Source organism: Virgibacillus phasianinus (assembly GCF_002216775.1).
In the GTDB taxonomy this organism is placed as follows: Bacteria; Bacillota; Bacilli; order Bacillales; family Amphibacillaceae; genus Virgibacillus_F; species Virgibacillus_F phasianinus.
Window position 1 is genome coordinate 128,189 of sequence record NZ_CP022315.1, and the last position, 26,211, is coordinate 154,399.

The following is a 26,211-nucleotide window of genomic DNA, read 5'->3' on the forward strand; positions in this document are numbered from 1 at the left end:
AGGACGGCAGTCCAAGGAGGCTCGTCACTCGCCCGCGGAAAGCGCAGTATATTCAAGATGCAGTGATTGATCCACATATTTGTACTATATTAACTTTTTCAGTGGGCTACCGGCAAGGAGGCTTAAGCCGTGCCCGCGGAAAACAACCCAGCGCATACGTCGCAGTTTATGGGAAATTTTATAAAAAACAGCCAAAAAAATATCCGAACTTATACAAAATTTCAATGGAATAATTTTGTATCATCGTTCGGATTTCTCTTTGGCTAAAATACTTTTGTCCTACCACTTTCCTGAAACTTTAATTATTCACGTCTGAAGAATCCAAAGATACCTGTTGTTTGCACAATATTAGTAAATGCGTTTGGATCGATTTCACCGATAATTCTTTCTAAATCGTATAATTCATACCGTGTAATAACGAGGTACATCATATTCTTATCTTCTTTTGTGTAAGCCCCTTTTGCTGGAATGATTGTTATACCACGAACCATTTTATTATGGATTGCACGCTGTAATTCATCGGCTTTGTGGGTAATAATCATAGCAGTAATCTTCTCATGCCGTGTATGGATTGCATCAATCACACGCGTTGTTACATATAGTGTCAGCATGGTGTATAGTGCGTTTTCCGGCCTATACAAAACCCCTGCCATTGCAATGATTATTGCATTTAACAAGAGAAAATAAGTTCCAATTGGCTTATCTTTCATTCGGGATAATACCATCGCAACGATATCCATACCACCTGTAGAAGCACCAAGCTTTAATGTTATCCCAACACCAATACCACCGATTACACCGCCAAATACAGCGTTAAGGATAATGTCCTGTGACAATTCGATAATTGGCAGCACGGTTAAAAATAAAGTTGTGAATGCAACAGATATTGCACTGTAGATCGTAAATCCCTTGCCCACTTTAAACCAGCCTAATATGGCAACCGGAATATTAAGAATGAATAAAAGCACACCAGTACTAATGCCGACTCCCAGGAAATCGTTAAACACGCTTGAAATCAGCTGTGCTGCACCAGTAAATCCACTGGCGTATACATTTGCTCCAATTAGGAAAAAGTTTAAGGAAATAGCATTTAATAATGCTCCGAAAATGACAATTAATATACGTTTTGCTTCGAATAAAAACATAGCAACCTCCCTCGTCTAATACTGAAATTTTTAGAAAATATACTTTGACTATCCTTCCATCTAGCCTTAAACTGAAAAATAGAAGAATACAGGAATGAAGGTGAATCAAATGAACGTAAAAATACTTGCTGATTCAGCATGTGATTTGTCGAAATCATATTATAACGAATTTGATATCGAAATGGTACCATTAACCGTTCAATTGGATGAAAAAGAATATCAGGATGGTAAAACCATTACTCCCAAAAAGATCTATGATGCCATGCGTGACGGCAAAAGCCCTAAAACATCTCAAATTTCACCACAAGCCTTTAAAGCTATTCTTACATCTTACGCTGAAGCAAATCAACCTTTAATTTACTTTGCCTTATCGTCGGAACTTTCAGGCACCTATCAAACAGCAAAAATTGTTGAGCAGGAAGTCAAAGAAGAATACCCGGATGCCAAGCTGCACATCGTTGATTCTAAATGTGCATCACTTGGTATAGGACTAGTTGTCCTCCAGGCGGCCAAACTTGCCCAAAATGGTGCATCAATCACGGAAATTCTGGAATCAGCCCAGTTTCATGCCAAGCACATGGAACATATTTTTACTGTTGATGATCTTGAATACTTATATCGTGGTGGACGAGTTAGTAAAACCGCTGCCTTTGTTGGCACATTATTAAAAATAAAACCCATTTTACATGTTGATAATGGCAAACTCATCCCGCTTGAAAAACTGCGGGGATCAAAAAAGGTACTAAAACGAATGGTTGAAATTGCAAAGGAACGCGGAAAAGATTTGTCTGATCAAACAATTGGCATCGTCCACGGGGATGATTTAGCTGCTGCTGAAAAGCTAGCTGAATTGGTTAAGGAAGAATTTCATCCGAAAGCAATTCATATTGAAATGGTCGGTTCCGTAATAGGCGCACACTCTGGCCCCGGAACACTCGCATTATTCTTTTTAAATGATACAAAGTAAATATACTCTAAAGCTGGCTTAGTTTGCTGTTAGCTGTTTTGAAAATGCTTGAATTACTAAAAAAAAGAGAAAGTAGCCATATTACAGGCTCTTTCTCTCTCTTTTTCGCTGTTTATTACTTAAAATAACAATGGCGATGACAAATATAGCAAATATACCAACGACCATTCCAATAAATAACCAGTTTAATCCCTTATTTTCTTCCACGGTATAAATTTCTACCGTTTCCCGGTCTAAGGCAAGTTTATATTCACCGTTATCGTCTTTACGAACAATATTGTCACCAAGCAGCCCGCTTAGCTGCATGCCTTCAGGTACATCTTTTACCGACACCGACTTTGTTTCGGTATCATTATTAAAGGCAATAAACATCGTCTTGTCCTGATAGGTGCGCTTAAAGACACTCATAGCACCATTGGAATCAACCAGGGAGAAGTCACCGTACGATAGAACCGGAAACTGCGTGCGGATCGCTGAAATTTTCTCAAGAAAGTCTTTGATCTTATCGTTTCCCTGATTAAATTGAACCATTTTGAGTATCTCTTCCGTTGTATCCCCGTCCATTGGAATTTCGGTTCCCTGAAAAATCATTGGTGTACCTGGTGTTGTATACAAATAAGCAAGGGCAAGCTTCCAGGTCGTCTCCGGGTTGAGATGCCCTTCAACTACCTTTCGGGTAAAACGATCGGTGTAGGCATTATCTACATAGACGAGCCCCTCACGTTTTCCCGATTTCTCCCATGTTTCGTATATATTGCTGACGGGAGTTCCAACATTCGTCAATACGTTGACAATTGATTGCTGTAAGGCTGTCTGTTCAATTAACGGAATCCCTAAATCAAGATATTCCTTATCCAATTGATTGTTATTCAATACGTCCCCAAGTATGTAAGCATCAGGCTTGACCGATTTTATGTGGTTGACTAAATCAGTCAAAAATGCTGGTGATGATTGATCAATTGCGTGGAGCTTAAAACCATCCACATTGCCCTTCTCAAGCCAAAATGATGAAGCTTTAAAAAGCATTTCCCTCACTTCTGGGTCAGCCTGATTTAATGTCACTGTATCGTCCAGCCAACGTGTATCACGGACCGTTGTCGGCTTTGTCCAATCAGCCTTTGTCGGATCATCAGCGATTGGATTTGTTTTGGCGATATAATTTGTTACAAATTCAAGCACTACCTTTATATTGCGGTCGTGCGCTTCACTGACAAGTTTTTTTAAATCGTCTAATGTCCCGAATTGTTCATCCACCTTGAAAAAATCTTCTATCCAATAACCATGAAAACCACCTTTAGCGTTGGCCATAATTGGCGATAGTGTAATGGTGGTAAAACCATTTGCTTTGATTTCATCTAATTTATTTATTATTCCTTGAATATCTCCACCCTGGTAGGCAGTTGGATCTTCCAAATCCACCTGACTATCAATGGTTTGGTCACCATTATTATAACGATCCACCATGATGGAATAGATCACTTCTTCTTTTACCGGCTTTTCTTCTGCTTGGGCGGGAATTGCCGCTGTCATGCAAAGTAAGATTAAAAAAGAAGTAAGTATTGCCTTTTTCATACGAACGTCCTCCAGCTGTTTATTTACCACTGTTCATTATTACGTTTTTTAACAAATAGTCAATGGACATATAAAAATTGTTAGAAATAATTCATAGTTACCGGATAAATGCATCCATATGTGTGGAATACAACTTTTCCAGTTCCTCATCTGGTACAATATGCTGGTTTGCGCTATTAACAGCGGTTGGTCCCTCATAAAATGCCCCAGCGATTAGTGGTAATTTTGCTGGATAATTAGCAAGATCACCCACAACATAAATTCCAGGAATATTTGTTTGCATCGAAGCATCTACCTGAATAGTCTGGTCCTTCATCTCAAGTCCCCAATTTCCAATCACACCTAGATCGATAATGAATCCATGATTCACAACAAGGTCATCTAACGCTAATTCCTTACGTTCACCTGACTCAGTGTTATGAATGGTGATGGAAGAAAGCCTATGCCCATCGCCATGTAATTGTTCAATTACCGATGACGTTACTATTGTCACAGAGGAATTTTTCATTTTAGTAATATTGCTTTCATGTCCGGAAAATTCATCACGTCGATATAAAAGGGTTACGCTCTTTGCAATCGGTTCAAGCTCGTTGGCCCAATCAATGGCCGAATTTCCGCCACCGGAAATGACGACATTCTTATCCCTGAATGTTTCCATCTCCCGAATATAATAGTGCAGGTTATGATTCTTATAATCTTCTGCATTTGGCAAATCAAGCTCAACCGAGCGTAATGGTCCAAAACCAGCGGCAATGATAATTGTTTTTGTATAATGCTGATCACCTCTGTGGTCGGTTAATAGAAAATTACCGTTATCCAGTCTTTCCATTTCTGTTGCCTGGGTATCAAGCACAATGGTGGGATCGAATGTTTTTCCCTGCTCAATCAGTTGTTCCGTTAATTTTGCCCCGGTAATCGCGTGAATTCCACCAATATCACGAATCACTTTATCAGGATAATAATAGGGTACTTTCCCACCTAAGAATGGTAAATACTCGATTATTTTTGTTTTCATTTCACGCATGCCGCTATAGAAAGCGGTAAATAGCCCTGCTGCGCCACCACCAATAATGGTTACATCATATAACTCAAGGTCTTTTCTCATTTGTGTTCCCCCCTGCTCCCTACTTTGTTTTCATTAATAAATAGATAAAATACGGTGTACTTAGAATGGCAACAACAATCCCAACCGGAATTTCAGTTGGTGCCAATATATTCTTGCCAATCGTATCGGAAAGCATTAACAGTAATGCGCCGATCAACGTTGATATCGGAATAATCCGCTGGTGTGTTGGTCCAACAATTCGCCTGGCGATATGTGGGACAACCAGGCCTAGGAACGCAATGCCGCCACCAGCAGCCACGCAGGCGCCGGCTAAAGCAACCGCAAGCAGGAGCAACAAACGGCGTTCCCGTTCAACATTTGTTCCTAAACCAGCAGCAACATCATCACCAAGATTTAAAACATTTAAACTCGTTGCTTTATGCAACACGATTGGAATTAAAATTAAGATCCATGGCAGCAGTGCGAACACAAAACTCCAATTTGCACTCCAAATATCACCCGCAAGCCATACTGTGGCCTGACGAAAATCTTGTGGATCCATTTTTAACTGAAAAATAATCAATGCTGCACTAAATCCGGCATTCACGCCGATTCCAACCAATATTAACCTTATTGGATTGACCCCTTCCTTCCATGCAAGAAAGTATATGAGAAATGCAGCAAATACTGCCCCAATAAGTGCAAACAGCGGCATAACAAAAGCTGAAATTGTACTCGTCATGGAAAATGTATCCTGAAAGAAAAAGATAAACAGTACAACAGCAAGCCCCGCTCCAGTATTTATTCCTAATATGCCCGGATCAGCAAGGTCATTCTGCGTAACCCCCTGCAGAATAGCGCCGGACACAGCAAGGCCAGCACCAATCAACAAAGCAAGCACAATACCCGGCAAGCGGAAGTCAAACAAAATTAACTCCTGTTTGTCTGTTCCTTGGCCTATGATGGTTTTCAATACATCAAGTGGCGAAAGTTGAATAACTCCAGTACTTAGGCTAACAAAAAACATAGCAATGATAAAAACGATCAGTACAGTGATGACGCCAATAAATTTGCGTCGTTTTATCCCTTGTTCTGGTGTCATTATTTACCACCCCCACTGCCACGGGCTAAATAAAGGAAGAATGGTACGCCAATTAAGGACGTGATGGCCCCCACCGGTGTTTCAAATGGCGCATTAATTAATCGTGCCACAACATCGGCGAGTACGAGCAAGAGTGCACCAAAGATAGCCGATGACGGGATGATCCACCGATAATCAGTACCCATAATAAAACGCGTAATATGCGGAATAATAAGCCCAATAAAACCAACTGTTCCAGCAATCGATACGGCCGCACCAGTCAGCACTAAGACAGAAACAATGCCTAAAATCTTTATTAAAATATTATTTTGACCGAGACCTGAGGCGATATCTTCACCCAGGCTAAGTATTGTTATCGACCTAGCTATCATCAGCGCCATGAATAAGCCGATGCCACCTGATATAAGCAGAATTTGAATCGAAGTCCAATTCGTTCCAGCTAAACCACCAGCAAACCAAAAGCTCATTTCTTTTTCTAAATGAAAATGAAGCGAGATAATCGATGAGATCGAACTTAAAAGTGTGCCTATTGCAACACCGGCTAAAGCAAGTTTAGCAGGCGTTAGTCCATTTGATGAATAGGAACCAACCATAAATACAAGAACGACAGCGATACCAGCGCCTGTGAAAGATGCAAGCGTTAAACCCAGATTTGAAACATTGGGGAAAAACGCGAGCATGATGACAAGTGTAAATGCTGCACCATTTGTCACACCCATAACGGATGGTGAGGCCAGCGGGTTTCGTGTCATCCCCTGCATGATTGCTCCGGAGACAGCTAAGAAAGCACCGACCAAGGCTGCCCCACAGGCTCGCGGCAACCGCAATTCCTGAATAACCTGGTGGTTTGTTAAATTGGCATCAAATTCGAAAACGGCTTGCCAGACAGTCGATAGCTTAATATCCACTGCCCCGTACGCCACCGAAATGCCTATGGCAAAGGCCAAGGCAATCAAGGCGGCTATATTTATTATTATTTTTAAAAATCGCGAATGATTAATTGCAGCAATCATGATAGTCCCCTGACTTCAGTTTATATAAACTTCACGCTCGATTAAGAATCATTATCAATTAAAAGTATAGACGTTATTAGGCTTCTCTGCAATATTTTGATTGTACCTATTTTTGTCACATTTGGATTATTGACTTTTTAATTGAAAATGATTATCATTTAGACTAGAATAGTATTTTTGAAAAGGAGAATTACATATGCGATTATTTTCAAATAAGCGGTTACTTGTCGTGTGCTCCCTAGCCTTTTTATTACTAGTGGTCACCGCGTGCGGCAACGATTCAAAGGAGACAGGCGAATCAACAGATCAGGATACAAAAGGCTCTGAAGTAACAGTAGAAGGTAAAAAAGGGGAAGTTACAATTCCGGCCGATGTTGAGCGAATCATTGCTCCCTACCATGAAGATGCTCTGTTGGCACTTGGTGTAACACCTGTTGCAAAATGGTCCATTGGTAAAATGGTTCAGGACTATTTGGAACCGCAACTTAAAGATGTTCCACGTATCGAATGGAACCTTCCACAGGAACAGGTTCTTGAACAAAGCCCCGATTTAATTGTACTTGGCAGTGACCTTGCAAGCTATGAGGGTTCCTATGAGGACTATCAAAAGATGGCAGCAACCTATGCGATGCCGGAAGATGTTAGCAATGACTGGAGAAAGCAAATTGAAGTGTTTGGCAAGATGCTTGGCAAAGAGGACAAAGCAGATGAGGTGTTAGCGGCATATGATAAAAAGGTCGCTGATGCAAAAAAGAAGTTATCAAAGACCATTGGCGACGAAACGGCTGCAATGATTTGGGTTCAAGGCGGAAAATATTATTTATTTGAAAAAGACCGCCACAGTGCCCCAGTTGTTTATGACGAACTAGGAATTAACGTCCCACCATTTGTTGAGAGCATGGGCAAATCACAAGCAGCGTGGAACCCTATCTCAATGGAAAAGCTTTCTGAATTAAAAGCAGACCACGTCTTTCTGCTGGCCCTTGAGGGTGAACAAGGCATTGAAACCTTAGAAAAAAGTGACGTGTGGCAAAGTATACCAGCAGCGGAAAACGATCAGGTATACATCATGAACGATCCCAGCTTCTGGACGAACAAAGGATTAATTGCATCAGAAAAAACAATTGATGCGCTGGTAGATACACTGGCGAAATAATAGTACTAGTACGAATCCGAATAGGGCCGCTGCCTTATTCGGATTTTTTATTTTAATATCAGGACTTGACTCCGATATTTCTATTTTGGCTGTTATATTTGGAGTTTGGCCGTTATATTTCTGATTTAGCCGATATATCCGGGGTTTGGCTGTTATATCCGGAATTTGGCTGTTATATTTCTAGTTTAGCTGTTATTCCAGAATTTGGCCGATATATCTGAAGTTCGGCCATTATATCCAGAATTCGGCAATATCCCAGCACATAAGAAAAACCGCGCATCCTCAGATACGCGGTCTCACCCTCTATTATGCAAATCCACCTGGTAATCGTCCAAATCCTAGAACCATTGTAAGTATTACAGCAATGATTAGTTGAATCCAAAAACTTTTTGTTGGTTCATTCCGCGGCATTTTAATCGCAATCATTTCCATAGAGAAGATTGCCCAAAGTCCAGCCAGTCCTTTGAAAATTGCTTCCCCCATCATTGGACTGCCACCAAAATAGTTTGCCAGTAATGATCCGCCTGAATACAATATCAATAAATAATCTAGTCGTAATATCATATGTAGAATCTTAGCGCCTTTTTCTTTACCTGATTTATTCAATAACACAACAATGATAAACAGAATAAATGCAAGGGCCCATGCTGTTACATGTAAATGTGTGCTCATGTATTTTCATCCTTTCTAATTCCTTGTCTATAATATAACAGATAAAATAAGGAAATTCATATGAAATCTTTTTGAACAATAAACTGAGGCAATTATTAGAAAAAACTGTTATACTGAAAAAGTATTGTATTTTTTTAATTGGAGGGATATTATGACACATTCTAGTCAAGAAATTATTGATCAAACGCAGGAATTCGGCGCAAAAAACTATCATCCCCTTCCTGTTGTTATATCCAAAGCTGAAGGAGTTTGGGTAGAAGATCCTGAGGGTAACCGCTACATGGACATGTTAAGTGCCTATTCAGCAGTTAACCAAGGGCATCGTCATCCAAAAATTATTGATGCATTAAAAAAGCAGGCGGATGCGGTTACATTAACATCTCGCGCCTTTCATAATGACCAGCTTGGTCCATGGTATGAAAAAGTCTGTAAGCTAACGAACAAAGAAGCTGTTTTGCCTATGAACACTGGAGCTGAAGCAGTTGAGACGGCTATCAAAACTGCAAGACGCTGGGCATATGATGTAAAAGGTGTTGCTGAAAATAAAGCAGAAATCATTGCCTGTGAAGATAATTTTCACGGACGGACGATGGCTGCCGTTTCCCTATCATCAGACCCCGAAAATCAGCGCGGCTTCGGTCCACTATTACCTGGAATCAAATTAATTCCATATGGTGATGTCGAGGCACTTAAAGCTGCGATTAATGAAAATACAGCTGGATTCCTATTTGAACCAATCCAGGGTGAGGCTGGAATTAATATCCCGCCAGAAGGATTTTTAAAAGAAGCTTATGATGTATGTAAAGAAAATAATGTCTTATACATTGCCGATGAAATTCAAGCAGGACTTGGCAGAACCGGTAAGATGTTTGCCTGTGACTGGGAAGATGTGACACCTGACATCCTTATCTTGGGTAAAGCGCTTGGCGGCGGTGTTATGCCAATTTCATGTATCGTAGCGAACAAAGATATTCTTGGTGTATTCAACCCGGGTTCACACGGTTCAACATTTGGTGGTAATCCGCTTGCTTGTGCAGTCTCTGTCGCTTCACTTGAAGTTTTGGAAGAAGAACAGTTAGCTGACCGTTCCCTCGAACTTGGTAATTACATGATGGAGGAACTAAGAAAAATCGATAATCCAGTTATCAAAGAGGTTCGTGGTAAAGGATTATTTGTTGGTGTCGAACTAACAGAAGCTGCACGTTCGTATTGTGTGGATTTAAAAGAAAGAGGATTGCTTTGTAAGGAAACACATGAAAATGTAATCCGTTTTGCTCCACCATTAGTTATTAAAAAAGAGGATTTAGATTGGGCACTAAGTAACATTAAAGAAGTTTTAAAGGCAAAGTGATTAAAGACTGTGAACCTCACAATTAAATGAGGTTCACATTTTTTATTTTGGTCCACTTACCCTTTATTCATGAAGATTCTCCTTATCTATTTCCTTTTTTCGAAAAGGTTGTTGCTTCATGTAAGTGAGGCACCGCCACACCCACTCCAATGGGCCGAAGCGATAGTGACTAAACCACCACCTGCTGGCAACTATCTGCCCGAGATAAATAATCACGACGACTAGAACTCCTTCTAATGGACTAACTGTCCCATATAAGGAAAACCCGACACCATAAAACAGAATGAACATAACGATCGATTGCGTAAGGTAGTTAGTCAGTGACATTCGGCCAACAGTAACAAACGGCTTGATTACCTTCATTCCTGTGCCTGACCTAGCCAACAGTGCGATAGAAAAGATATAAAATAACGCTGACACTGGTCCTCCAATATTATCCTGTGCAAACGAAAACCAGATTGGGTTTCCATAAGCATAGGGACCTAACTTTAATACAAGAAACAACACTAAACTAATCATCCATCCCCATTTCAACACCCTATCGTACCGGTCTAAATCATGCAGCCACCGTTTTCTTGCGATAAACATTCCTACCAAAAATAACGGTAATAATGTACCAGTCAGGAATATATACGAAATCCCACCATTGGCATACACCCAGTCCACATAGTTTTGCGACCATATATCGCCTAAACTATTGCTTTGATAGGAAATAATGGCTTGTTCAATTGCTCCGTGGTCTACAAATCCAAGATAATCTCGATACGCATACAAAAACATCGTGTAATATGTAACGCATACTCCCATCAGGAACACAGCCCAAACTAGCAATGTTTTATTTTTCACATTGATAAACAGCAATAAAACAAGCCCAATAATCCCATATGACAATAAAATGTCACCATACCAAATTAAAAATGCATGAATCATTCCAAACCCTATTAGAATAAGCATTCTTCTAAATAATACAGAATACACTGCACTTCCCTTTTCTCTCAAACGATCGATCATCATTTGAAATCCAAAACCAAACAGCAAGGAAAACAATGTATAAAAGCTTGCTTGAAAAAAGACATCGATTATTCCCTGTACGAAATGGTTAAGCGCTCCTGTCCATGCTTCCGCTTCTCCGCCGTGGATGAAATATGGCGCTGAAAAAGCACCAACATTGACCATAAATATACCAAAAATGGCAAATCCCCTTGCAGCATCTATCCAAACCAATCGTTTGTTTTCTTTAATCGGCCCTGCCTGCATCTGATAAACTCCCTCTCCATACCGAATCTACTATTAACTAGTATTCGATAAACACTGCCAATCTTCCTTTATCTTGCAGGCAACTTTTTAGCGAGCAAACAGATAAGTAACACAAGACCCAGATACCCAAACAACGGGTACAATGTTGACAGTAATCTTCCATAACCCACCTGACTGATGAGAAAGACTGCAAATAAAATAAGCACAACACCATGATGATATCGAAAGTTAAAAACGGTCTCGATCTGGCGTGCAATCCCAAAAACGTTCCCCACCACTGAATTGAAGATCTCCCCATAGATAATAAACAAAAACAGGATATGAATAAAGGTTCCAAAACTTTTCACAATCTCGGCCATTGGGATTTCGTATGGAAAGGTTTCCGGAAAGACAGACAGTGAAAAATGACCACCTAGTAAAATTAAAAAAAGGACTAATCCACCGAGAAACCCCCCCCACCTAAGAATGCGTTCATCCCGAATTTCTTTACCAAGCGGAACTAGTACTACCTGTGCCGTCATCAGATTAAACGAAGCATAGGCTAGGGGAGAAACCGTCCATGACAAAGAATCCGGAAAATGATCTGGAATCATATGCTTCAAAAACTCCTGTGGATATAGATCGAATAGCGAACCCGCCACAAACAAACTAAAGATAATCATCAACGGTACAATATAGGAATTGATTGCGTATATGCCTTTCAAACCCTTTAACAATACTGTATAGGAAAATAATAAGGTTACCACAACTCCCAGTTGGAAAGGGAGACCAATTTGTTCATGAAATACAGCACCCGCACCGGATAACATGACCGAAGTGATGCAAACAACAATTACAAAAATGAAGCTATTTACGACCTTGCCAAGCTTATTACCAAATAAATACGTATTTAAATCCTGATAAGAATAAGCCTGAATTCTAGCGGAGATAACCATGATTTTCGTTCCTGCTAAAATAAACAAGAATCCGCTTATTGCAATGCCAATCGCACCAAAAGCACCATTCACACTAAAAAATGTGACAATTTCCTTTCCTGTTGCAAATCCAGCCCCGACGACCGTACCTACATAGGTGGCAGCTATAATTAATATGGAAACCCATTGCTTCATCTTTTATTCACCTCATCCTTATAGTTATGACGTAAGCAGCAATAAAAGACGAGCATTTGTTGATTGTTATTAATTGGATTAAAGGCATTTCAAAGAATTTCTATTTCCAAAAGAAAATTATCTCTTGTTTTTGATGATATTCACGATTACCATTATAATGGTGTATTAGTGGAAAGGAAGCATGAATCATTATGGACAAACGAGTTTATTTTTTAATGATCATCTCATTTGTTGTTGGGATGGTTGAATTGATTATCGGCGGGATATTGGATTTAATTGCAGAAGATTTGCATGTCAGCCTTGGACAAGCTGGTTTCTTAATCACAATCTTTTCCTTGATTTTTGCAATTGCTTCGCCAATTTTATTAATTGCTACAGCTAAGATTGAACGTAAAAGGCTTACATTAATCTCTCTTGTCATATTCTTACTGGGAAATATCATCACAGTTTTCAGCCCATCTTATAGCATATTATTCACTGGGCGTGTTATTTCCGCATTAAGTGGTTCGCTATTAATCATCTTATGTCTGACGATGGCACCAAGTATTGTTGATCCCAAATATCGCGGACGGGCAATTGGCATTGTCTCTATGGGAGTTAGTGCATCTCTCGTATTAGGTATCCCAATCGGCTTAATGCTGGGGAATGCCTTCAACTGGCGCGCTCCTTTTATATTAATCAGCCTTTTAACCGTACTTTCCATCATTGCTATCTATTTGTATATGGATAGAGTCGAACCAAAGCCATCCATTCCCATTGGTGAACAACTGGCAACATTAAAGGACCGGAAAATATTTTTTGCACAGAGCACCACATTTTTATTTTTGGCTGGACATACAACCTTGTACGCTTATTTAACCCCCTTTGTAAAAGAAACAATGGGAATTGAGGGAAGTTGGATAAGTATTATCTATTTAATTTTCGGGATAGCAGCAGTAAGTGGTGGTGGATTTGGCGGCACATTGGCAGACCTGATGGGCACAAAGCGCACCATTCTAACAGCTATCATTGCGTTTGGACTAGCAATTTTCGCTATTCCATATACTACCTTCTTCCTTCCATTATTTCTTGGTGTAATGATTGTCTGGGGGATGATGAGCTGGGCAATATCACCAGCCATGCAAAGTTTTCTGATTGAAGCTTCTCCAGAAACATCCGACATTCAGCAAAGTCTAAACAACTCGGCACTGCACCTTGGGATTGCGATTGGATCATTAATTGGTGGTGTTGTCATTGAACGAATTTCAATTGAACACACTGCAACCGTTGGTGGTTTATTAGTCATTGTAGCACTGGGTACTGCCTTGTTTTCCATGCAGGAATCTGTTGCCCATAAGAAAAAGGGGGCTGGGACATAACTAAAAATCATGTTTGATGGTCCGGCGACCGCTGCGGAAAGCGCAGTATATTCAAGATGCGATGATAGATCCACCTATTTTGTACTACATTTTACCTTTTTCAGTGGCCTCATCTTTGCTACCCTAGCAGGCTCAGCGCGAGCCCACGGAAAGCCCGTAGCGGTGGACTTACACTCTTATAGTTACGTCGCAGTTTATGGATAATTCTCAGTAAGGTTTACAAAAACAGCCAAGAAAATATCCGAACTAATCCAAATTCTAATTAAAGAATTTGGAATCATAGTTCGGATTTCTCCATTACTGAATCATTTTTGTCTCAGCCTCCTATTGATAAACCTCTAATTTTTATCGAGTGTCCACACCCGGTCAAAATTCGTGTTTTGCGGAAACTTTTCCCCCGCCTTAAGTTTAATTCTCTGGGGGTCTTTTACCATACTGCCTGTTTCACCGATTTCCATATAAACACCATTATTCGGCGCTTTTTGTCCGAAACGAAAATGACTGTACTCACCCATCGCTAATCACTCCTTATCTTTGGTTATCTTGGTTTGATTAGCTATTATTTTCTTCTGTTTCGGATTAATTATTCAAAAGGTTTACTGGCGTTACCAACAAGCACTGCTTTAACCTTCTCCCTGTCTCTTTTGTGAACAAGCACATACAAGGTATCATCGTCATTTATGATTGAATCCCCTGTGGGTGTTATGACGTTCCCCTCGCGGATAATACCAATTATCAGTGTTTCACTTGGTAACTCAAGATCTATCAAATTGGTTCCAACGGCTGGAGACTGCGGTGTCATAGCTACTTCCATAATTTCTGAATCTGTTGTTCCTAGTGTAATTAGTTCCATACTGGGCATTACATCAACATGTTGTTTGCCGGTAAATCCAAATTTAGTAGCAAGCCAGGATAGGGTACTTCCTTGGATTAATGCAGAGATTAGCACAACGAAAAATACGACATCGAAAATAAGTCCGCTGTTTTCCACACCTGCTACAATTGGATAAGTTGCCAGAACAATCGGCACCGCCCCTTTTAGACCGGCCCAGGAAATAAATAGTTTCTCCTTCACACTATATTTCATAAACACCATACTAATAAACACTGCAACTGGCCGAGCGATAAACATTAAAATAATTGACAGCACGATACCCTGCCAGACCACTCCAGGCAATTGTTCAGGAAACACTAGAAGTCCCAGTAAAATAAACATGACAATTTGCATCATCCAGGCAAAGCCCTCGTTAAAACGTAATATGGAAAAACGGTACATAAGATCACTATTACCAACAAAAACAGCCATCACATACACGGCGAGTAAACCACTTCCGCCAAGCGCACTCGTTAAGGCATACGTGAAGATTGCAAACCCCATGGCCAGTACAGGATATAATCCCGATGCATCCAGTTTGATATGATTGATAATTAAAACAGTTATTTTTCCAAATAATAATCCTATAATCAGACCAAGCCCCATTTGAAGGAAAAAGCCGCCTACAGCAGTCCAAATAGAACTATCCGGCATTTGTATCATTTCAATAAATGCGACAGTTAGAAACACTGCCATCGGGTCATTAGAACCGGATTCTACCTCTAATGTTGATGTGAGCTTCTTTTTAATGTTTTTGTTGCCTAGAACTGAAAAGACGGCGGCCGCATCCGTGGAGCCTACAATAGCACCAAAGAGCATGCCTTCCAATAAAGATAGATGAAGAATATACATAGCAGCCCAACCAGTTACGACAGTCGTAATTAAAACACCGATGGTTGCCAATATACTTGAGGCACCAACAATAGGACGGACATGATTCCATTTTGTTTGCGTCCCACCTTCGAAAAGAATGATGATCAAGGCTAGGATTCCAATAAGTTGAGTGAGATGAACATTTTCGAAGAATACGTACCCATTTAAAGCCATACCGACTATTAAGAATAACACAAGGGCGGGCAACCCTAAACGCGTGGAAAATTTTGTAGCAATAACGCCAATGATTAACATCGTAGAAAATAGAAATATCAAGGTCTCAATAGATAACTGCAAGTTTATGTATCCCTCCTGGACAACTTTTTACCAATAGTATCTACCTATAATGATACCTATAATTTAACAAAAAAACAAAAAACTTGGCTTAAGGTAAAGGAAGAACCGACAAGCAAACACCTGTAAAAAGTATGCCTGTCGGCTAAATGACCTCCATTACAGGGCTGAATTCAGACCTGTACGATGCAAAACACGAATGATAGATTCATTTGATTTGTAGAGAACTTCATCCAAATTCATGGTAAGTAATTGCCGATCCTTCATTAGTACACGGCCATCCACCATGGTCATCACAACATCTGAAGCTATTGCTGAATAGACAATCCTAGTATAAATGTTTTCTTTCGAGTTTACCTGTGGCTCATTTGGCCAAGTATGTGGTTCTCGTAAATCAAGAATTGCAATATCAGCTCTTTTTCCTGCTTCAATACTGCCAATTTCATCTTCCAGACCTAGCGCACGTGCACCGCCAAGCGTTGACATTTCAAAAACTTGCTCGGCCCTCGGTGGAATGACCGGGTTCTGATGGAGCCCTTTTTGAATGTAGGCGGCTAGGCGCATTTCATGAAGATTAGAGAGGTTATTGTTGTCTGATCCATCTGGGCCAATGCTAACATTGACACCAGTTTCCATCATCTTTGGAATTGGTGCGATTCCGGAGGCGAGATATAGGTTTGCTGAAGGACAATGAGAAACATGGCACCCACGCTCAGCCATAATTTCAATTTCCTTATCATTTAAATGAACACAATGTGCGAGGATAGTTCTAGGATTAATTAATCCAATCGAATCATAATATTCAACTTCCCTCATACCAGTGCGATCAACAATGATACGTTCCTCTTCTTCCGTTTCAGCGGAATGAGTGTGAACATGGGCACCGTACCTCCTGGAAAAATCTGCGGTTAATTCTAAAAGTTCCTTTGTACAAGTAGGGGCATACCTTGGCGCAAAGCAGTAACGAATTCTCCCGTCATCACGTCCATCCCACTTGTTGAATAAAGCAACACTTTCTCCAAAGGCCACATCAGTGGGCTGGATCATAGCTGCTGGTACGTCGACACTTGGCTGCTCCATATCAATCATCGCTTTGCCTGCAAAACCCCGAATACCTGTCTGTGCCATAGCCCAGAAACAACTATCCGTATGATATGTTGTCTCCATATCATAAATGGCTGTTGTACCGTTTAGTAATAGCTCCGAAATTCCTAACATGCTCGACCAATAATTTGATTCGCTATCATGATTAATTTCCAACGCCATTGTAACATTCAGCCATTGTTCTAACGTTTTGTCTGCCACAAGATTTCGCTGAAGTGTTTGGGTAAGATGGAGATGGGTTTGGATTAGGCCTGGTATAACATGCTTACCTTTTGCATTTATAACCTCATCCACTTGATTGTAATACATTCGCAAGTCACCAATAGCAGCAATGCGCCTTCCTACAACAAGAATATCCTGATCATACAATACATCCCTATTCCGATTCATTGTGATAATCGTACCACCTTGAATCAAGGTCCGCCTTTCTTGTTTCATGCATATCCCTCTTTTCTGTATACGATCAAATTTTGTTGATCTAACGTGTAACTATTGTAATGGTATGCTTTGCTGAAAATTGAACACATTTTCAGGATCGTACCTCCTCTTTACATAGATCAACCTATTTATATTGCCTCCATAGTACGCTAATAAATAATCTTGAATGTTTGTATCCGGATTTCCTACATAATCACCTGTTGTATAAGCAAGCATCCGTTGACGCAGAACTTCCAGCTCCTGTATCCGTTCGGACGCACTACTCTCTTCCACCCATTGATTATAATATTGAATAAATAATTTAGCGTTTCGATAATAAAATGCTGTCTCAGTCGGTATTTTATCTTGAAGTGCACCACCTAGGGAATAAATGAGAACATTTAATAACGGGGATGATGTATTCTCTAACGTTCGACGTATGGTTGAAATAGCTTCAGGTGTCAGTAGTTCCATGGCATATGCGCCTGACGACTTGTACGTAGGTTTTTCCGTAACAAATATTTCATTAGAAGTCTCAAAAAACTTAATGGCCCTGTCCCAATTCACTAATTCAATCGTTTGATCTCCTGGGTGTCCAATGTTTATTAAAGGGCCCAGTTCCTGTCTTGCTTCATCGGGTGTACCCCAAAATACCCCCATTACTTTCAATGGATATTTTTTAAAGTGTTCCATCGGGAATGCTTTTGACCAGAGATCCAAATGCGAAAACCATCTCCTATCTGCTGTTGAAAAGAATCTTTGCCATGTATCAATTATCTGTTCAACTGGTTGATTCCAGTCCCAGCCGATATTGAACCAAGTCACGGGAGTCGCGGGGTAGACTCTTAATGTGACAGAGGTTACAATCCCAAAGTTTCCTCCGCCGCCTCCGCACGTGGCCCAGAATAGATCACTGTACTCGTTGTACTTAGTCGCATAGATGATATTTCCATTTGCATCTACCATTTCAAACATAACCAGACTATCACAAGTAAGTCCGTGTCTTCGTAAGAGCGGACCCATACCACCGCTTAGGACTAATCCGGAAATCCCCACATCTGAACACGTCCCTCCAACTTGGGTAAGGCCTTCATCATATAGTCTTCGGTAAAGTTCTGAGCCCGTTACCCCAGCCTGAACAGTTGCAATCCCTTTTTCTTTTTCAATAGAAAGCTGTTTCATTTCGCTAACATCAATCACTATGACCCCTGTTCCCGTTGAGAAAGCCTCATGATTATGCCCGCCACTTCTTATTCGAATAGGGACATTGTTACAACGGGCCCATCTTACAGCATGTTGTACATCGTTCGTATTTTGACAATAGACGATAACATAAGGAAATTTATTCTTGGAGGCAAAATAGTTCCAATCGAGTCGTCCATCATTGTAACCCGGCTCTCCTGGAACGATAATACGACCTGATAAATCAGGGCAAGGATCGGTATTGCTACTCATCAAGACACCTCTATTCATAAATACATTCCTAGTCAATTAATGCGGAGAGTCGCCTAATTGTGCAAGTACAATTTTTTATTATTCATATGTAAAAATCCTTGCCATACAAGGCGTCAATAATTGAATAAAAAAGGGACCTCATTGAGATCCCTTTAGATGGTACTGTGCTTATTTCGGTACTTCCACCAACAGCTCTTTAGAAAAGTAATACAGATAAACGCTTTTCACTGGTTTCTTCCAAATCCGTTCGATAGCCTGGCGATAAAGATCCATCTGTGTCCTATACCGTTCCTTCAGCTGTTCCATTACTTCATCCGTAACTTCTTTTTGAATGGCGTCTGTTTTATAGTCAACAATCAGCACTCCGTCTTCCACTGGAATAACACAGTCAATTACACCCTGAACGAGTACCTGTTCATCCACATCACTGGTCCAGGTGGCATATACTTCTTTTGCTGATAATGCCAAACTAAATGGGACCTCACGGGAAACTTCTGAAGCATTTAGCATCAGTGCACCAATTTCTGTTTTGAAAAATTCTTCAATGACACGCCCATCAATGATTTCTGCTTCGTCTGCAGTTAATATTTCCTTATCTACTAACCGTTCAGCAAATCGTTCCACTTCTGCTTTTGTCCAGGTTTTCATCAGTGGAATATGCTGCATGACAGTGTGCATTGCTGTTCCTTTTTCAGCTGGTGTAATGGTCTTATTTTTTTGCATAAATAATGGACGCTTTACAATTGGCGCTCTTGATGTTTGTACCAGTTGATCCGAACTGTATTCATCTTTCAGCTCGCGCTGCCGCTTTATTTCAGTTACAGTTTGTTTCGCACGGGATGCTGCCGCCTGCGTATATGGATATTCGTACGATAACTTTTCATCCACTTCTGCATCTAAATCAGCATTTCTCAGCTCGAGCGCCTCCCACTGTTGGATGTTTTCTTTTAAATTAATATCTTCTTTGTTTACGACATCTTCCAGATTGGCTAATTCACTACCGTGCATGATCGATATAGACCAATTGGATGGATCCATTCTGACTTCATTATTAACGACTTCATTTACATCCTCTGCCCGTAAAACTTCACTGGATTGATGACGTATCAAGGCAGGGCCTACCCAATCGAGATATGATTTTGCCTCCATGCGGAAATGCTCAGGCATTACCCATTCCGGATGATCCAGTACTTTTTCCCATTTCTTTTGCTTCTTCTCATAAGAAGCCACATTACCAACCATCACGAGTTTTTCTTTGGCACGGGTCAGTGCTACGTAAAGGACACGCATTTCCTCTGCCAATAATTCTCGTTGCTTTTCTTTTTGAAAGGCATAATACAGCAATGTTGGATAGGTTATCCTTTTTATCGGGTCAATATATTTGCTGGCGAGCCCTAAATCCTTGTGAAGTAAATAACGTTGTTTTAAATCCTGCATGTTGAATTGTTTATCCACACCACCAAGGATGACGACAGGAAACTCAAGGCCCTTACTTTTATGAATGGTCATGATTCGGATGACATCCTCCTGCTCACTAAGTGCACGAGCCGCACCAAGATCTTCCCCCCGTTCTTCCATTCGTTCAATAAAACGCAAGAAGCGGAATAGACCTCTAAAGGAAGTCGTTTCGTAACCGCGTGCCCGGTCATACAAGGCGCGCAGGTTAGCCTGACGCTGCCTTCCACCTGGCATGCCACCAACGAAATCATAGTACCCAGTCTCCCGGTAAATTGACCAAATCAATTCGGACAATGCCCCTTGCCTTGATGCTATTCGAAACGACTCAAGCAGATTTAAAAATTTCGTTGCCTTTTCCGCCAAATCATTTGTATGCTGCTTCTTATATGCCAATAATGCATCATAATAACCATGGCTTTTATCCGCCAGGCGAATACTTGCGAGCTCCTCTTCATTCATCGCGACAATTGGCGAATGCAGCACAGAAGCGAGCGGAATATCCTGTCTCGGATTATCAATAACCTTTAATAAACTCAACATCACCTTAATTTCAATAGCTTCAAAATATCCCGTTGCAAGCTCCGCATATACAGGTATTCCCTGCTTCTTTAGTTCATCAACAATCGTTGGTGTCCAGGTCATGGAGCGCATCAAAATGACAACGTCACGGTATTGAAAGTTGCGCACTGTTCCAGTAGATTTATCAAATACCTGAAGTGGTCTAGCACCGTCCTGGCCCGTCCATTCTCTAATCTTCCTTGCATATGCACGCGCTTCTAATTGCGCCTTTTCCAGATCCGCAAAATTTTCTTCGTCTGTATCCGCTTCTGTCTCTTCATCTGTTTCCCTGTCAATGATTAACAGTTCTGGTTCAGGTGATTCATATGGGAAAGAATCATACGATTTATTTGCGTAGATCAATTCAGCGTCCCTGTCATAATTGATTTCACCGAGACTTTCATCCAGTATTTGCCTAAACAAATAATTTGCCCCGATTAATACCTGTTCCCTGCTTCTGAAATTACTTGATAGATCGATGCGTTGACCAGGGTCGTTCGGATCATGGAACTGCTTATATTTATGAATAAATAATGATGGTTCTGCGTGCCGGAACCTGTAAATACTTTGCTTCACATCGCCGACCATAAACATATTCCCGTTCCCTTCCCGGTCACTGATAAGCCCAAGAATTGTCTCCTGTACCAAGTTGGTGTCTTGATATTCATCAACTAGCACTTCCGTGAACTTTTGCTTGAAGTGACGGGCTACATTGGACGGCAAGGGATTTTCATTTCCTGAGTCGTTATCGACTAATAAGGCTAAACAATGGTGCTCCAGGTCAGAGAAATCAACGATAGCTTTTTCTTTTTTTTGTTGTGCAAAACGCTCTTTGAATTCTTTGACAACCTCTGTTAATTGCTTGATGACTGGAGCGAGTTCATGCATATCTTCCATATGATTGGCAAGGTTGCGCGTGAACCAGCCATCCTTCATGTCTTTCCAGCGTTTTTTGTAACTGTCACGAAGTTTTTTTACTTTATCCTTTATTTCCTCTGAACACTCCATCTTCTTCCTGGATAATGCTTTAAACGAACTGCCGGAAATATACGCTTGCAGGTCGTCCCAGGTTTCACTGTTCGCCTTTGCTTCCCAAATCATCGCAATATCTGCTTCAATTGCTTCCGCGTACTGATACGGACCTTCAGGATTTTCTGTAAGCTCGAGTGCACTTTTTGCTTCTTGTTCAATGGCTGTTAATTGGCCCCTTACTTCCCGCTTGATGATAGTCAGCCACTCCAACTCTTCCTCATCAACTGCTTCTTTGACATCATATACATCTGCCAACTCGTCAAGCCATTTAACTGGCCATGGGTTTTGCATCGCGAATGTGTATAAATCAAGCACTAGATTTTCCACTTCAACGTCACTTCGATCACTTGAAAAACGGTCAACCACGTCGAAAAACTGCGCTTGTTCTTCGCCTTCTTTTCCATACCATTCTTCAAATAAGTCGGCGATAACGTCTTGTTTGATTAAATCAATTTCCATATCATTGGCAATTCGAAAGGCAGGATCAACGTCCAATAAATAGGCGTATTGTCTTACTACATCTAGGCAAAAGGAATGCAATGTGGAAATGGATGCCCGCTGTAAAAGGGACAATTGTTTTTTCAAATGGGCAGAGGCAGGATCCTCAGCCAACGCTTTTTCCAATGCCAACCCCACGCGATTTCGCATTTCCTGTGCTGCGGCATTGGTAAAGGTCACAACAAGGAGGGTATCAATATCAACCGGATTTTCTTTGTTGATCAGTTTTTGAATAATCCGCTCGACCAGTACTGCAGTTTTACCTGAACCTGCAGCCGCGGCAACAAGCATATCACTTCCCGCTGTATAAATTGCCTGTTCCTGCTCTTTAGTCCAATTAACCATTAGTTCCCCTCCCCTTTGCGAAGTTTTTCCAGAATCTCCTCTTCCTTCATAGCTGGTAGTTTACGATAATTATTTTCTTCCAATAACGGATCAAACTGACAAACGGACTTGAATGAACAGAAGGTGCATGCGATGTTTTGGCTGTGCTGGTATGGATTTAAATGCACCCCGCCATTCGTCATGTCAATTCCAGCCCGACTCATCAGTTGATGAACATGCTCCTTGAGCCCAGAGAATGTTTCATTGTCCGCGATTTTCGAGTAATTATAAAATCCACCATTTTTCTTGACACCCGCAGGTACAATCTGGCTGGAACCTGACTCCAGCGAGCGGTCCATCAGTTTGACAATTTCTTCACTAGATAATAACAGCCCCTGCATCTTGTACTTTTTCAGAATTTCCTTCTCGATTGCATCATCCCGCATTTTTTGCTTGCCAGAAATCATCGGATTATGGACGTGGAAATAAAGTACGCCAGCTGGTGTTGCCTTCTTTCCAAGCCATTGTTCTGATTGCGACAGCACTACATCAAGATATGTCAGCATTTGCAACGCTAACCCGTAATATACTTCCACTAGATTTAGCCCGCGCGCACTAGATTTATAGTCTATGATCCGCAAATATAAATCCTCCTGATTCAAGGCCTGATCAACACGGTCAATTCTCCCGCGCAGCAATAATTCAAAGCCATTATCCAGTGGCAATGTAATTGGTGACAGTGTTTGATCGGGACCAAAGCCAAGCTCAAGTCCAATTGGGGAAAAATCACTTTGCCGTGCTTGTTCACTTAAAATAAATGCAGCACGGGCAATGACTTCCTGCAATTTCTGCTGAATGTATTTATACCTGTTTGAACTGTGCAAAATCTGGTGCTGCAGAATGGGTGCCAGATTGGTAACCGCTTTTTGGGCATAGCCATCGGTATCGTTCTTATTTAACTGGGCAAAGTTTCTGCCCTCTTCCTGCACCCATTCAGTAATTTTCTTTAGTGCCTCATGGAACAGCTGGCCAATATCCGGTGCGTCCAGCTTATACGTTTTTCGTTCATCAAGTCCTAGGCTGTATTTGGCGAAATGCTGGTACGAACAGCGATAGTACATTTCAAGCCTTGACACACTCGCTTTTACCTGCTGTGGATATAGTTCTTTCACTGTATCAGCGGACAGGTTTGTCGGCTTATTTTGATAATACAGGCTTTGCAATGTGATATAGCTTGTACCATATTTTTCATGATTCTTGATGTACCAGTTCAGTACATGCCACCAAATCGGTTTAAGCGGATAACCTTTCCGATTCCGTGCAAGTTGTGCCGTTAGCGCCGCACGCGTTTTTACAGGAGTTGTGATAAACCGTTCCGCATGGAATAGTTCGTCCGGATCCTGCAGCAACACATGTGTACAGCAATACGGGAATAAATCCTCCACCCGTTTAATCATTTGCGAAGGCATCTTTGCTTTCCCTTCCTCATCGCTCAACGGATAACTAATCCACAGCCTGTCCTTAGACGAGGTAAACGCGATATACATATAAAACCAATCATCAAGCAGCTTTCGTTTACTGCTTTCTGCCAGCTGCATACCTTGTTCGGCCAGCATTTCCCGCTCCTGTTCATTAATCATGCCATCAGCTGGCGGCTTCATCGGCCATACACCATCATTGACCCCTAACAGAAAGGTACATTTAATTCCACTTATCCTCGACCGGTCAATCGTCCCAACTGTTACATGATCCATACTTGGCGGTACATGAGCGAATTTTAATGAATCAAAACCAGCGTCCAGTGTAGATCGGAAAACGGGTAAGGAGATTGATTCTTCGCCAGCTATTTCCACCATTTCATCAAACAGCTGAATCACTGCATTCCATACTTGCTCCTGCTCCCGTCCTTTTTCAATTTGACCAGCATCGTCAAATTGTGTACGCATTTGTTCCAGTCTTCGTGATACGTAAAGAGACTCTAGCCAGGTAAAAATAACCGTGCAGCGCTCACGAATGGTATCACATGCACGTATGTCCTCATCAAATGTCCCTATTGCATTTACCACCTGTCGGCGATAAGCGTTAATGCGTGCCTGCACCTTTTTTTCTTTATCTGTTTGTGCTGCATCTTCAAATCCGCGAAAACGTTGAAAGACCCACTGTTTTTCCCCGAACCAGCGATCACGGGACCGTATACCATACTCTAGTACATAGTTTTCAAGCTCATCGATCGCATCATTGGTCAACGGATTTTCTTTGTCAGAGGCTGGAATAAATCCGGTTTTCAACATGCGAAAGACAGCATCGTACCGCCAATTGCCATCAACAATTTCCAGCGCTGAGCGAATAAACTCAATAAGGGAATGGTTTAGCATGGTTCGCTTTTCGTCGATAAAAACGGGGATATCATAATCTCCGAAAATGGTTGCGATTAAATCATGGTAGACATCGGTTTGTCGGATAAAAACAGCAAGATCATTGTAGCGGTATCCTTCTTCTCGTACCAGCCGAACAATCTCCTGGGCAGCACCTTCCACTTCCGCACGTGGATGGACTGCTTCCGCAATCGTCAGCGGAACCTCACCTCGGTATACCGGGGCAGGTCGTTTATCAAAATTACTTTCCAAATGTGCAAAGTAAGGACGTTCTCTAAACTTTCCTTTTTTTGTATCTAATACGATTGGTTCCTCAACCGCAATATTATTTTCATTTGCGAGCGCCGTCACCACCTGATAGGTTTCCGTTGTTTGATAAAACAAATCAAGTTCCGTCAAGTCCCTGCCCCATGCAGAATCAGCAGTCAATGTAATCGTCACATTGCCGCATTTTTTCATTAACGCCTCCAGTACCTGCAATTCTGTTGGGGTAAAGCGGTGAAATCCATCCAAATAAAACTCCGCATTTTCAAGAAAAGATGCTTCTTTTATTTTTTCAGCCAATAACTGGAGCTGATCCTCACTGTCTACATATTTCCCTTGCAAAGTATAAACTAATTCGTCGTATATATAGGATAAATCTTGAAGCTTTTTGGTTAATGCTTCCTCGCCGCGTTCCTTATGGACAAACTGATTTAATTGGTCGATTTGCATTTGTAAGACTTCAGGGGTTACCTGATAACGTTTGAATTCAGTAATCACTTTTTCCAATTGTTCCAGAAATCCTTGTTTCTCTAACGCTTTCTGAAAGATATTCCAGTCGGATTTTCTTTCTTCAATAATTTTGCGAAGCATCATTTGAATGCCTAGTGAACTGATAAATTGACGCGTACCCCCGCCGGTTTCCTGCAAAACCCGCCATGACAAGCGCGAAAAGCTGGCCACCTGTGCCCTGATACTCCCATGGATACCTTCTTGTTTAAACAATTCATATTCTTGTTGAAACGTCATTTGATCTGGAACAATATAAAAAATAGGCGGGCCTAGTGGATCATTCATCAATTTTTCTTTAATCTCATCCAACACACGTCCACTTTTCCCTGTACCTGCTCGTCCTAATACAAAACGTATCCCCATGATAAAGCCCCCTCTTGAAAGCGCAAGCGCCCGATTACATTAGAAAATCTCTGCCTTCATTTTAT

Annotated in this window: 18 protein-coding genes; 4 read left to right on the forward strand and 14 right to left on the reverse strand. The window is 41.1% G+C overall.

What is annotated here, in order from left to right:
• Nucleotides 1–302: 302 nt before the first annotated feature.
• A complete protein-coding gene (locus CFK37_RS00670; RefSeq protein ID WP_089060099.1) occupies nucleotides 303–1,145 on the reverse strand; it encodes a YitT family protein in 843 nt (280 codons plus the stop codon).
• A 109-nt stretch (nucleotides 1,146–1,254) separates the two neighbouring features.
• Between CFK37_RS00670 and CFK37_RS00675 the strand changes: the two genes are divergently transcribed.
• Complete coding sequence (locus CFK37_RS00675; protein ID WP_089063497.1) at nucleotides 1,255–2,112, forward strand: DegV family protein; 858 nt, start codon at nucleotides 1,255–1,257, stop codon at nucleotides 2,110–2,112.
• 81 nt (nucleotides 2,113–2,193) lie between these two features.
• On the opposite strand, the gene CFK37_RS00680 is transcribed toward CFK37_RS00675, so the two are convergent.
• The 4 genes from CFK37_RS00680 to CFK37_RS00695 all read right to left on the reverse strand — a co-directional run bounded on the left by CFK37_RS00680 (nucleotide 2,194) and on the right by CFK37_RS00695 (nucleotide 6,844).
• Nucleotides 2,194–3,684, reverse strand: a complete 1,491-nt coding sequence (locus CFK37_RS00680) for an alpha-amylase family glycosyl hydrolase (RefSeq protein WP_089060100.1) — start codon at nucleotides 3,682–3,684, stop codon at nucleotides 2,194–2,196.
• A gap of 97 nt (nucleotides 3,685–3,781) precedes the next feature.
• Nucleotides 3,782–4,789 carry an NAD(P)/FAD-dependent oxidoreductase gene (locus tag CFK37_RS00685; RefSeq protein ID WP_089060101.1) on the reverse strand — a complete coding sequence of 336 codons (1,008 nt, stop codon included), beginning with the start codon at nucleotides 4,787–4,789 and terminating at the stop codon, nucleotides 3,782–3,784.
• A gap of 19 nt (nucleotides 4,790–4,808) precedes the next feature.
• On the reverse strand, nucleotides 4,809–5,831 hold the full coding sequence (locus CFK37_RS00690) for a FecCD family ABC transporter permease (protein WP_089060102.1): 1,023 nt from the start codon (nucleotides 5,829–5,831) through the stop codon (nucleotides 4,809–4,811).
• Entirely contained in the window at nucleotides 5,831–6,844 is a 1,014-nt protein-coding gene (locus CFK37_RS00695) for a FecCD family ABC transporter permease (protein ID WP_089060103.1), read from the reverse strand. The genes CFK37_RS00690 and CFK37_RS00695 overlap by 1 nt, the downstream gene beginning before the upstream one ends.
• A 196-nt stretch (nucleotides 6,845–7,040) precedes the next feature.
• Between CFK37_RS00695 and CFK37_RS00700 the strand changes: the two genes are divergently transcribed.
• Nucleotides 7,041–8,000: an ABC transporter substrate-binding protein gene (locus tag CFK37_RS00700; RefSeq protein ID WP_089060104.1), complete on the forward strand. Its 960-nt coding sequence runs from the start codon at nucleotides 7,041–7,043 to the stop codon at nucleotides 7,998–8,000.
• 306 nt (nucleotides 8,001–8,306) lie between these two features.
• Here the strand turns inward: CFK37_RS00700 and CFK37_RS00705 are convergent, their stop codons facing one another.
• Nucleotides 8,307–8,672, reverse strand: coding sequence for a YisL family protein (locus CFK37_RS00705; protein WP_089060105.1), 366 nt, complete (start codon nucleotides 8,670–8,672; stop codon nucleotides 8,307–8,309).
• A 151-nt stretch (nucleotides 8,673–8,823) separates the two neighbouring features.
• Between CFK37_RS00705 and CFK37_RS00710 the strand changes: the two genes are divergently transcribed.
• Entirely contained in the window at nucleotides 8,824–10,023 is a 1,200-nt protein-coding gene (locus CFK37_RS00710; protein WP_089060106.1) for an ornithine--oxo-acid transaminase, read from the forward strand.
• A 63-nt stretch (nucleotides 10,024–10,086) separates the two neighbouring features.
• Here CFK37_RS00710 and CFK37_RS00715 read toward each other — a convergent pair whose 3' ends face one another.
• Both CFK37_RS00715 and CFK37_RS00720 read right to left on the reverse strand, forming a co-directional pair.
• Nucleotides 10,087–11,280 (reverse strand): DUF418 domain-containing protein, encoded by a 1,194-nt coding sequence (locus CFK37_RS00715; RefSeq protein WP_089060107.1) that lies wholly within the window; start codon nucleotides 11,278–11,280, stop codon nucleotides 10,087–10,089.
• Nucleotides 11,281–11,348: 68 nt separating this feature from the next.
• Nucleotides 11,349–12,389: a YkvI family membrane protein gene (locus CFK37_RS00720; RefSeq protein WP_089060108.1), complete on the reverse strand. Its 1,041-nt coding sequence runs from the start codon at nucleotides 12,387–12,389 to the stop codon at nucleotides 11,349–11,351.
• Between the two features lie 191 nt (nucleotides 12,390–12,580).
• Here CFK37_RS00720 and CFK37_RS00725 point away from each other — a divergent pair, with 191 nt between their 5' ends.
• Nucleotides 12,581–13,747, forward strand: a complete 1,167-nt coding sequence (locus CFK37_RS00725; protein WP_089060109.1) for an MFS transporter — start codon at nucleotides 12,581–12,583, stop codon at nucleotides 13,745–13,747.
• A 338-nt stretch (nucleotides 13,748–14,085) separates the two neighbouring features.
• On the opposite strand, the gene CFK37_RS00730 is transcribed toward CFK37_RS00725, so the two are convergent.
• The 6 genes from CFK37_RS00730 to addB form a co-directional block, all read right to left on the reverse strand.
• Nucleotides 14,086–14,262: a YjzC family protein gene (locus tag CFK37_RS00730; RefSeq protein WP_089060110.1), complete on the reverse strand. Its 177-nt coding sequence runs from the start codon at nucleotides 14,260–14,262 to the stop codon at nucleotides 14,086–14,088.
• A 68-nt stretch (nucleotides 14,263–14,330) separates the two neighbouring features.
• The gene (locus tag CFK37_RS00735; RefSeq protein ID WP_089060111.1) at nucleotides 14,331–15,791 is read right to left on the reverse strand and encodes a potassium/proton antiporter; all 1,461 of its coding nucleotides are present in this window, start codon (nucleotides 15,789–15,791) and stop codon (nucleotides 14,331–14,333) included.
• Nucleotides 15,792–15,947: 156 nt separating this feature from the next.
• Nucleotides 15,948–17,330 carry an amidohydrolase family protein gene (locus CFK37_RS00740; RefSeq protein ID WP_089060112.1) on the reverse strand — a complete coding sequence of 461 codons (1,383 nt, stop codon included), beginning with the start codon at nucleotides 17,328–17,330 and terminating at the stop codon, nucleotides 15,948–15,950.
• Between the two features lie 51 nt (nucleotides 17,331–17,381).
• Entirely contained in the window at nucleotides 17,382–18,764 is a 1,383-nt protein-coding gene (locus tag CFK37_RS00745) for an FAD-binding oxidoreductase (protein WP_172840435.1), read from the reverse strand.
• 168 nt (nucleotides 18,765–18,932) lie between these two features.
• On the reverse strand, nucleotides 18,933–22,655 hold the full coding sequence (gene addA / locus CFK37_RS00750) for a helicase-exonuclease AddAB subunit AddA (protein ID WP_089060114.1): 3,723 nt from the start codon (nucleotides 22,653–22,655) through the stop codon (nucleotides 18,933–18,935).
• Nucleotides 22,655–26,146, reverse strand: coding sequence for a helicase-exonuclease AddAB subunit AddB (addB, locus tag CFK37_RS00755; protein ID WP_089060115.1), 3,492 nt, complete (start codon nucleotides 26,144–26,146; stop codon nucleotides 22,655–22,657). The genes addA and addB overlap by 1 nt, the downstream gene beginning before the upstream one ends.
• Nucleotides 26,147–26,211: the final 65 nt, after the last annotated feature.